The organism is Vibrio sp. 1249-1, assembly GCF_033340495.1.
Window position 1 is genome coordinate 1 of record NZ_JAWOWJ010000030.1, and the last position, 9,604, is coordinate 9,604.

Here is a 9,604-nt window from a genome sequence, read left to right on the forward strand (position 1 = left end):
GTGAATGGTGATCAGTTCCGTGGCAAAAACGAGTCTGAAATCGCTATCTGGAATGAATGCGCAAGATTGCTTGCCAACGCGATCATCTACTTCAACTCCGCGATACTGAGTCATCTTCTGGGACACTTTGAAGCGAGAGGAGATGAAGAGAAAGCGGGTATCACTCGTGCTGTTTCGCCCGTTGCGTGGCAAAATATCAACTTAAGCGGAACGTATAACTTCACTAATACTGGGAAATTGCCCAATATTGGCGAAATAACAAGGCCGATAGTGGATGATTAGGCTCCAAGCTGAAAGTAAACCACCTCCGCAGCCATTTATTGGTGTGGTCTACAGAGGATTATGTCTTTTTAGAGGGGAAAATCCCTAGAACCCCACCTTGAGACAGAACGCGCCTTGGTCAGAATCCCAGTCGCTGGGCGGGTTTGCGCCTACGCTCTTGACCCCCACGAGGTCTGGAAAGGGTACGACAACGCCAAAGAATACGCGGCCTTCGTGACCAAGACGCTGGTCAACAAGGACGGCGATATTAAGCGCCGGATCATGTCGATGTTTAGCCCAGAGGAACGCCCAGACGACAGGGAGTGACGGGCACTGGCTGGCAATGTCTAGCAACGGCAGGCATTTCGGCTGAGGGTAAAAGAACTTTCCGCTAAGCGATAGACTGTATGTAAACACAGTATTGCAAGGACGCGGAACATGCCTCATGTGGCGGCCAGGACGGCCAGCCGGGATCGGGATACTGGTCGTTACCAGAGCCACCGACCCGAGCAAACCCTTCTCTATCAGATCGTTGACGAGTATTACCCGGCATTCGCTGCGCTTATGGCAGAGCAGGGAAAGGAATTGCCGGGCTATGTGCAACGGGAATTTGAAGAATTTCTCCAATGCGGGCGGCTGGAGCATGGCTTTCTACGGGTTCGCTGCGAGTCTTGCCACGCCGAGCACCTGGTCGCTTTCAGCTGTAAGCGTCGCGGTTTCTGCCCGAGCTGTGGGGCGCGGCGGATGGCCGAAAGTGCCGCCTTGCTGGTTGATGAAGTACTGCCTGAACAACCCATGCGTCAGTGGGTGTTGAGCTTCCCGTTTCAGCTGCGTTTCCTGTTTGCCAGCCGGCCCGAGATCATGGGGTGGGTGCTGGGCATCGTTTACCGCGTCATTGCCACGCACCTGGTCAAGAAAGCGGGCCATACCCACCAAGTGGCCAAGACGGGCGCGGTCACCCTGATCCAGCGTTTTGGATCGGCGCTCAATCTGAATGTTCACTTCCACATGCTGTTTCTCGACGGTGTGTATGTCGAGCAATCCCACGGCTCAGCGCGTTTCCGCTGGGTCAAGGCGCCGACCAGCCCAGAGCTCACCCAGCTGACGCACACCATCGCCCACCGGGTGGGTCGCTATCTGGAACGGCAAGGCCTGCTGGAACGGGATGTCGAAAACAGCTATCTGGCCTCGGATGCGGTGGATGACGACCCGATGACACCCCTGCTGGGGCACTCGATCACTTACCGTATCGCTGTCGGTTCACAGGCGGGGCGAAAGGTGTTCACTTTGCAAACTCTGCCGACCAGTGGTGATCCGTTCGGTGACGGGATTGGCAAGGTAGCCGGGTCCAGCCTGCACGCCGGCGTGGCGGCCAGGGCCGATGAACGCAAGAAGCTCGAACGGCTGTGCCGGTACATCAGCCGCCCGGCGGTATCCGAGAAGCGGCTGTCGTTAACACGAGGCGGCAACGTGCGCTACCAGCTCAAGACGCCGTACCGGGACGGCACCACGCACGTCATTTTCGAACCATTGGATTTCATTGCAAGGCTGGCCGCCCTGGTACCGAAGCCCAGAGTCAACCTAACCCGCTTCCACGGGGTGTTCGCACCCAACAGTCGGCACCGGGCGTTGGTCACGCCGGCAAAACGGGGCAGGGGCAACAAGGTCAGGGTGGCTGATGAACCGGCAACACCAGCACAACGGCGAGCGTCGATGACATGGGCGCAACGGCTCAAGCGTGTTTTCAATATCGACATCGAGACCTGCAGCGGCTGCGGCGGCGCCATGAAAGTCATCGCCTGCATTGAAGACCCTATAGTGATCAAGCAGATCCTTGATCACCTGAAGCACAAAGCCGAAACCAGCGGGACCAGGGCGTTACCCGAAAGCCGGGCGCCACCGGCTGAGCTGCTCCTGGGTCTGTTTGACTGACGAGCCTGAAGGCCAACGATACCAATCAAAATGCTGCGTTCACAGCGCCGCGGCAGGGATCCGCCGTGCTGGTTGTCGGAAAAGGAGCCGCTAGTGGGAAAGAGGAGGGTAAATTTTCAGCGTTGCTGGCTCCCCGTCAGCCGGATTGGGTTGCATCGCAGGGGTGTCGAAAGAGTCAACTGCGGTCCAAAGCTGTTGGACTTGGGTGAAAAGGGCGTTTATTCTTCCTATACGTGCCGCGTTCCAGGCGGCGACTATGAGGGCTATGTCGATGCCCATGTGCGCCGGCTGGAGGCGCTACGCCGGGCCGGTATCGTCGAGCGGATCGACGCCGACCAATGGCGCATCCCCGATGATCTGGTCAGCCGTGCCGCCGCCCATGACGCCGGCCGAGACAGTCAGGCCAGCGTTCGCGTCCTTTCCCCGGTCGATCTGAACAAACAGATCGGATCGGACGGCGCGACCTGGCTGGACCGGCGGCTGATCCACGGCGAGACGGCCGACCTTGCGCCAACCGGCTTCGGGCAACAAGTCCGCGAAGCCATGGACCAGCGCCGCGAGCACCATATCGAACAGGGCGACGCCACCCGCAGCCGGGACAGCCGCGTCTTCTACCGGCGCAACCTTCTCGCCATCCTGCGGGAGCGCGAGGTAGCCGGCGTCGGATCGGATATGGCTTTGAGTAAGGGCCTGCCGTTCCGCGCCGCCACGGACGGCGAGAGCGTCAGCGGCAAGTTTACCGGAACCGTGCATCTATCGAGCGGCAAGTTCGCCGTGGTCGAGAAATCCCATGAGTTCACCCTTGTCCCGTGGCGGCCGATCATCGACCGCCAACTCGGCCGCGAGGTTATGGGCATCGTGCAGGGCGGGTCGGTGTCGTGGCAGTTAGGGCGGCAGAGGGGGCTGGAACGCTGAGTGCGCCCATGCCGCATTGCGAAGCAAAAGATAATCGGATAAAATGTAGCAATTCATATTCGTAAGCGTGGAGTAATCAGATGGGAAATTCCAAGTCAGCAGACAAGTAAGCCGCAACAACCAGTATTGTTGTTGCGGCGCTCTGTAAGGCTAGTCTCATCTGATTGCTGACGAGCAGACGTCGCCCGGTATTCCTTAATCGAGGGTTGATTCGTCATGACCACCACACGCCCCGCGTGGGCCTATACGCTGCCGGCAGCACTGCTGCTGATGGCTCCTTTCGACATCCTCGCTTCACTGGCGATGGATATTTATCTCCCTGTCGTTCCAGCGATGCCCGGCATCCTGAACACGACGCCCGCTATGATCCAACTCACGTTGAGCCTCTATATGGTGATGCTCGGCGTGGGCCAGGTGATTTTTGGTCCGCTCTCAGACAGAATCGGGCGACGGCCAATTCTACTTGCGGGCGCAACGGCTTTCGTCATTGCGTCTCTGGGAGCAGCTTGGTCTTCAACTGCACCGGCCTTTGTCGCTTTCCGTCTACTTCAAGCAGTGGGCGCGTCGGCCATGCTGGTGGCGACGTTCGCGACGGTTCGCGACGTTTATGCCAACCGTCCTGAGGGTGTCGTCATCTACGGCCTTTTCAGTTCGATGCTGGCGTTCGTGCCTGCGCTCGGCCCTATCGCCGGAGTATTGATCGGCGAGTTCTTGGGATGGCAGGCGATATTCATTACTTTGGCTATACTGGCGATGCTCGCACTCCTAAATGCGGGTTTCAGGTGGCACGAAACCCGCCCTCTGGATCAAGTCAAGACGCGCCGATCTGTCTTGCCGATCTTCGCGAGTCCGGCTTTTTGGGTTTACACTGTCGGCTTTAGCGCCGGTATGGGCACCTACTTCGTCTTCTTCTCGACGGCTCCCCGTGTGCTCATAGGCCAAGCGGAATATTCCGAGATCGGATTCAGCTTTGCCTTCGCCACTGTCGCGCTTGTAATGATCGTGACAACCCGTTTCGCGAAGTCCTTTGTCGCCAGATGGGGCATCGCAGGATGCGTGGCGCGTGGGATGGCGTTGCTTGTTTGCGGAGCGGTCCTGTTGGGGATCGGCGAACTTTACGGCTCGCCGTCATTCCTCACCTTCATCCTACCGATGTGGGTTGTCGCGGTCGGTATTGTCTTCACGGTGTCCGTTACCGCGAACGGCGCTTTGGCAGAGTTCGACGACATCGCGGGATCAGCGGTCGCGTTCTACTTCTGCGTTCAAAGCCTGATAGTCAGCATTGTCGGGACATTGGCGGTGGCACTTTTAAACGGTGACACAGCGTGGCCCGTGATCTGTTACGCCACGGCGATGGCGGTACTGGTTTCGTTGGGGCTGGTGCTCCTTCGGCTCCGTGGGGCTGCCACCGAGAAGTCGCCAGTCGTCTAACCGACGACTGGTAGCAGGCCCGCTCCGATGCGGCGCACTAACCATCGAAACCTCGTGAATGTCGGTATCCTGTCTGGCAGGATACCGCTCATTTCCCTTGTTCAGTTCATCGCCGTCGCCGAGCATCTGAATTTTCGGCATGCGGCCAAGGCACTTGGTATCAGCCAGTCGAGCGTCAGCGCGCGTGTGAAAGCGCTGGAGGATAACCTTGGTGTCCTGCTATTTGAGCGCCATGCGCGGGGCGTTCGGCTAACAGACGCAGGCAGGCACTTCATGGAGCGTGTCACGGCGGGTGTCGATCAACTCGATCACGCAGTGAAGACCGCGGAGTGACGGGCACTGGCTGGCAATGTCTAGCAACGGCAGGCATTTCGGCTGAGGGTAAAAGAACTTTCCGCTAAGCGATAGACTGTATGTAAACACAGTATTGCAAGGACGCGGAACATGCCTCATGTGGCGGCCAGGACGGCCAGCCGGGATCGGGATACTGGTCGTTACCAGAGCCACCGACCCGAGCAAACCCTTCTCTATCAGATCGTTGACGAGTATTACCCGGCATTCGCTGCGCTTATGGCAGAGCAGGGAAAGGAATTGCCGGGCTATGTGCAACGGGAATTTGAAGAATTTCTCCAATGCGGGCGGCTGGAGCATGGCTTTCTACGGGTTCGCTGCGAGTCTTGCCACGCCGAGCACCTGGTCGCTTTCAGCTGTAAGCGTCGCGGTTTCTGCCCGAGCTGTGGGGCGCGGCGGATGGCCGAAAGTGCCGCCTTGCTGGTTGATGAAGTACTGCCTGAACAACCCATGCGTCAGTGGGTGTTGAGCTTCCCGTTTCAGCTGCGTTTCCTGTTTGGGGTCGTTTGCGGGAAGGGGCGGAATCCTACGCTAAGGCTTTGGCCAGCGATATTCTCCGGTGAGATTGATGTGTTCCCAGGGGATAGGAGAAGTCGCTTGATATCTAGTATGACGTCTGTCGCACCTGCTTGATCGCGGCCGCGATAGCTAGATCGCGTTGCTCCTCTTCTCCATCCGCGTTCCAAGCTGCGGAAAGGCACCCATAAGCGTACGCCTGGTCGAGCAGGCGACGCGGATCGACGTCCAGCGCACGAGAGAATGCGTCCGCCATCTGTGCAATGCGTCTAGGATCGAGACAAAGGTCGTCTCTGTCAGCCGGATCGTAGAACATATTGGCGGCGCCAAAGCCCACTTCACCGACCAGACCGACGGGATCTATCACCAGCCAGCCGCGACTGGAGAACATGATGTTTTCATGATGCAGATCGCCATGTAGCCCACGCAGTTCCGAGGCATTGCTCATCATTTGATCGGCTATAATCGCCGCGTGGACGTAGTCAGTTTGACAACCTGCGTTTTGATCATCGCGCGCCCGCTGAAACAAAGCTGCAAAGCGATCCCGGATCGGGAGAAGGGCAGAAGGCAGGGGTTCCTCAGATGCGGCATACAGCTTCGCCATTAGTTCCGCTGCAATTTCGGTCGCCTGGTAGTCGCCGTGCTCGGCAACGATGTGAGAGAGCATTCGCTCCCCGGCATATTCGAGCAACATCAGATTGTTCTCACGACCGAGCAACCGGACTGCTCCCCTCCCATTGCGCCATACCAGATAGTCGGCCCCGCGCAGTTCATCAGCAATGTCTTCTATAGGTTTCAATCCCTTGACGATTGCAGGAGTCCCGTCTGGCAATGAAACTTTCCAAACGAGGCTGGAAAAGGTGTCCGCAATGAGAACAGGTTGCGAAACGTGCCAATGAGCAGGAAAAACAGGCGGCATGAACATCAACCCCAAGTCAGAGGGTCCAATCGCAGATAGAAGGCAAGGCGTTCGCGGTCGGGGGCTTCGATCCCCAATACATTGAATAGGACAGCGAAGGCGCGCTCTGCTTCATCTGGCGCTGCCCAGTTCTCTTCGGCGTTAGCAATCATGAGTGCCAAATCGGCATAGCGATCTGCTGTTCCGAGCCGCCCAAGGTCGATCAGACCCGTGCATTGAAGAGTTTTAGGGTCCACCATGAAGTTCGGCATGCAGGGATCACCATGGCAAACAACCATATCGGTGCGCTCTTGGTCGAGCCGCACCGGTAGCTCTCGTTCGACACGAGCCAAAAGATCGAGCTGCGGCGTACTCTTGTCCTCGTCCGGTAAGAAGTCGGGATTGACGGCATTGCGGGACACCACATCAACGGCGCGTCCGAACATTCGCGACAGCCTGCGCTCAAACGGACATTGATCAACCGATAGGCTGTGAACAGCGCCAAGTTGCTGCCCCATTGACGGCCACGCTTTGAGCAAATCCGCTCCAGACAGATCAGCCGCCGGTACTCCCGGAATTGCCGTTATCACCAAGCATGCACCCTCCTGTTCCTCCTGCCAGTTGATCACCTCGGGGCAAGCCACACCTCGACCTTTGAGCCAAATGAGGCGGTCACGCTCTCCAGCGAGCTCACCGCGGCGGGAAGCAGGTGCGATTTTCGCGAAGGCATGCCCGTCACCACGTCGAAAAACAAAATCACCAGATTCTCCGCCTCTGACAGGCAACCAGTCAGAATGCGATTCACCAAAAAAAATATTAGTTCGATTCAATGGAGGTTCCTTCAGTTTTCTGATGAAGCGCGAATATAGAGAAATATCCCGAATGTGCAGTTAACGAATTCTTGCGGTTTCTTTCAGCGCCGCCAATACCGCCAGCCCGTCGCGCAAGGGGCGCGGCTCGTGTGTGCGGATGAAGTCAGCTCCACCTGCGGCGGCGGCAAGCTCTGCAGCGAGTGTCGCGGCCCCGACATCCCCCGGACCACGGCCTGTGAGCGCGCGCAGAAAGGATTTGCGCGAAACAGACAGAAGCACCGGCAAATCGAAGCGCAGCCGCAATTCATCGAACCGCGCCAGCACCGAGAGCGAGGTTTCGGGAGCAGCCCCCAGAAAAAACCCCATGCCGGGATCAAGGACAAGGCGGTTGCGTTTGATACCGGCACCCGTCAGCGCCGCGATGCGCGCGTCAAAGAACGCCGCAATGTGATCCATGATGTCGCCAGCGGGTGCCTCGCGCCGATCTGCCTGCCCGTCTTGCACCGAATGCATAACGACGAGTTTGGCAGATGATTTCGCCAATTGCGGATAGAACGCAGCGTCTGGAAAACCGCGAATATCATTGAGATAGGCTACACCACGCGACAAGGCATAGGCTTGCGTCGCGGGTTGATAACTGTCGAGCGAGACGGGAATGCCATCTGCCTTGAGCGCGTCCAGCACCGGCGCGATACGCGCGATTTCTGTGTCGGACGAAACAGGCGCGGCGTCGGGATTGCTGGATGCCGGACCGAGGTCGATCACATCTGCCCCCTCGGCCATCAGCTTACGCGCCTGCGCAATGGCTGCGTCTGGCGCCAGATACCGGCCTCCATCGGAGAAACTGTCCGAGGTTATGTTGACGATGCCGAAAATGATGAGCGATTTATTCATGGGGGCTTCTATAATAATAATAATCGAGCATGAGTCTCATACGGATGCTCGGGTCGAAAGGGAATCCCCAGGCGAGTAACCTGTTTGCGGTGATCCATTAGCTGCAGGAGCAGAATAGCATACATCTGGAAGCAAAGCCAGGAAAGCGGCCTATGGAGCTGTGCGGCAGCGCTCAGTAGGCAATTTTTCAAAATATTGTTAAGCCTTTTCTGAGCATGGTATTTTTCATGGTATTACCAATTAGCAGGAAAATAAGCCATTGAATATAAAAGATAAAAATGTCTTGTTTACAATAGAGTGGGATACAGACACGCTTGATATGTTTGGAGATGGGGTTCTAGGGATTTTCCCCTCTAAAAAGACTTAATCCTCTGTAGACCACACCAATAAATGGCTGCGGAGGTGGGTTACTACTTATAAGTGTGGCAAATTAGGTAAATATCGTACATTTAATACGGAACAGCCCTGATATGGCCATCAAAAACGAAATTACTATTCTCACGAGAGCAGAACAGGCAGATCTTTATTCCCCACCCATTTTTTCAATCGAAGAACAACGTCTGTACTTTTCTCTGAACGATGCGGAATTGGCAGTTTTTCGGTCAATTCGTCTCAGAGCTCATAGATGTTACTTTGTCGCGATTTTGGGATACTTCAAATCAAAGCCCGTCATCCTAGATATCGCTTACTCGCAGGTTTCTAAGGATTTAATGTTCATCAGTAAAGAGCTGCTTGGCGGCAAGGGGCTCAGACCATTCACTCCCTCACAAAAACAAAAAGATCGACTCTACGCAAAAGTATTAGACCTTGCTGGTTATCACAAATGGGACGAAAGTCAGCACTTCAATTCTCTTTTCGACCACCTTGTTCAGGTGGGCAATGCCTGGCTGGAGCCGCGTTACCTCTTTGATACTGCTATTGAATTCCTAACCAGTCACAGCATTGCTATCCCTAGGTACACCGTACTCCAGAGACTGATAAGCAGAGCGATGCAGCAGGTCAGAAAAGACCTGGCGCACCAACTTAATCAACTCACCAGTCCTGAACTTCACGTCTTTCTGGACAGCATAACAGCCATTGATGACGGACTAAGCCTGAACCAGCTCAGAGGCGGTGCAAAAAGTCTGACCGTACCTGAACTTAAAAAAGAGCTTGCCCTTTATCATCAGTTAGCGCCATGGCGCACGCAAATCAATGGCGTTATCGATGGGCTTAATCTGTCTCTTAAAAATCGACAACACTTCGGTGAGCTCATCAACTATTACGGTAGTAAACTCAAACGATTCAAACGCGCACAGCAGCATCTATGGTTGCTATGTCACCTGACAGAGCGGATACAACTGGCACTGGAACGGTTAACTGATGGGTTCATTTACCATATCCGCAAGCAACAAGAAGCTGCCAACACCTTTGCACAACAAGCAGTGTTCCTGTCCTGGCAGTCAGCCGCGGACAATGTCACGAAAGCGGCAGAGTTACTGCATCTGTTTGTGGATGAGAACATTGATGATAATCAACCCTTCTCAGTAGTCAGACAACAGGCATTGAAGGTCATGAATGACAGGGATATCCAGACCCTCTGCCTTTACCTGAA

At 55.9% G+C, this 9,604-nt stretch carries 9 protein-coding genes and 1 pseudogene; 7 read left to right on the forward strand and 3 right to left on the reverse strand.

Annotated elements, in window-relative coordinates; translation table 11 throughout:
* The 6 genes and pseudogenes from R7Z50_RS23585 to R7Z50_RS23615 form a co-directional block, all read left to right on the forward strand.
* A partial coding sequence (locus R7Z50_RS23585) for a Tn3 family transposase (protein WP_206926155.1) occupies positions 1-282 on the forward strand: 282 nt, incomplete at its 5' end.
* Between the two features lie 417 nt (positions 283-699).
* Entirely contained in the window at positions 700-2,193 is a 1,494-nt protein-coding gene (locus R7Z50_RS23595) for an IS91-like element ISVsa3 family transposase (RefSeq protein WP_001120888.1), read from the forward strand.
* Between the two features lie 30 nt (positions 2,194-2,223).
* Positions 2,224-3,108, forward strand: coding sequence for a DUF3363 domain-containing protein (locus tag R7Z50_RS23600; protein ID WP_001447541.1), 885 nt, complete (start codon positions 2,224-2,226; stop codon positions 3,106-3,108).
* A 216-nt stretch (positions 3,109-3,324) separates the two neighbouring features.
* Positions 3,325-4,539: a chloramphenicol/florfenicol efflux MFS transporter FloR gene (gene floR, locus R7Z50_RS23605; protein WP_000214122.1), complete on the forward strand. Its 1,215-nt coding sequence runs from the start codon at positions 3,325-3,327 to the stop codon at positions 4,537-4,539.
* A 27-nt stretch (positions 4,540-4,566) separates the two neighbouring features.
* A complete protein-coding gene (locus R7Z50_RS23610; RefSeq protein WP_001255015.1) occupies positions 4,567-4,872 on the forward strand; it encodes a LysR family transcriptional regulator in 306 nt (101 codons plus the stop codon).
* A gap of 111 nt (positions 4,873-4,983) precedes the next feature.
* Positions 4,984-5,388 (forward strand): annotated as a pseudogene (locus tag R7Z50_RS23615) (IS91 family transposase); the annotation flags it as partial.
* 106 nt (positions 5,389-5,494) lie between these two features.
* On the opposite strand, the gene R7Z50_RS23620 reads toward R7Z50_RS23615, so the two are convergent.
* Genes R7Z50_RS23620 through sul2 form a run of 3 tightly spaced genes read right to left on the reverse strand, consistent with a single transcriptional unit; the run spans position 5,495 to position 8,010 of the window.
* A complete protein-coding gene (locus R7Z50_RS23620; protein WP_000480968.1) occupies positions 5,495-6,331 on the reverse strand; it encodes an aminoglycoside O-phosphotransferase APH(6)-Id in 837 nt (278 codons plus the stop codon).
* A complete protein-coding gene (gene aph(3'')-Ib / locus R7Z50_RS23625) occupies positions 6,331-7,134 on the reverse strand; it encodes an aminoglycoside O-phosphotransferase APH(3'')-Ib (protein WP_001082319.1) in 804 nt (267 codons plus the stop codon). The genes R7Z50_RS23620 and aph(3'')-Ib overlap by 1 nt, the downstream gene beginning before the upstream one ends.
* 60 nt (positions 7,135-7,194) lie before the next feature.
* Complete coding sequence (gene sul2 / locus R7Z50_RS23630; RefSeq protein WP_001043260.1) at positions 7,195-8,010, reverse strand: sulfonamide-resistant dihydropteroate synthase Sul2; 816 nt, start codon at positions 8,008-8,010, stop codon at positions 7,195-7,197.
* Between the two features lie 470 nt (positions 8,011-8,480).
* Here sul2 and R7Z50_RS23635 point away from each other — a divergent pair.
* Positions 8,481-9,604, forward strand: a 1,124-nt coding sequence (locus tag R7Z50_RS23635) for a DUF4158 domain-containing protein (protein ID WP_206926158.1), incomplete at its 3' end; no start/stop codon positions are given.

What these genes read in the sequence shown, in the direction of transcription:
- floR (WP_000214122.1), top strand. Translation starts at nt 3,325, where the DNA reads ATGACCACCACACGCCCCGCGTGGGCCTATACGCTGCCGGCAGCACTG.
- R7Z50_RS23620 (WP_000480968.1), bottom strand. Translation starts at nt 6,331, where the DNA reads ATGTTCATGCCGCCTGTTTTTCCTGCTCATTGGCACGTTTCGCAACCT.
- R7Z50_RS23595 (WP_001120888.1), top strand. Translation starts at nt 700, where the DNA reads ATGCCTCATGTGGCGGCCAGGACGGCCAGCCGGGATCGGGATACTGGT.
- R7Z50_RS23610 (WP_001255015.1), top strand. Translation starts at nt 4,567, where the DNA reads ATGCGGCGCACTAACCATCGAAACCTCGTGAATGTCGGTATCCTGTCT.
- R7Z50_RS23600 (WP_001447541.1), top strand. Translation starts at nt 2,224, where the DNA reads ATGCTGCGTTCACAGCGCCGCGGCAGGGATCCGCCGTGCTGGTTGTCG.
- sul2 (WP_001043260.1), bottom strand. Translation starts at nt 8,010, where the DNA reads ATGAATAAATCGCTCATCATTTTCGGCATCGTCAACATAACCTCGGAC.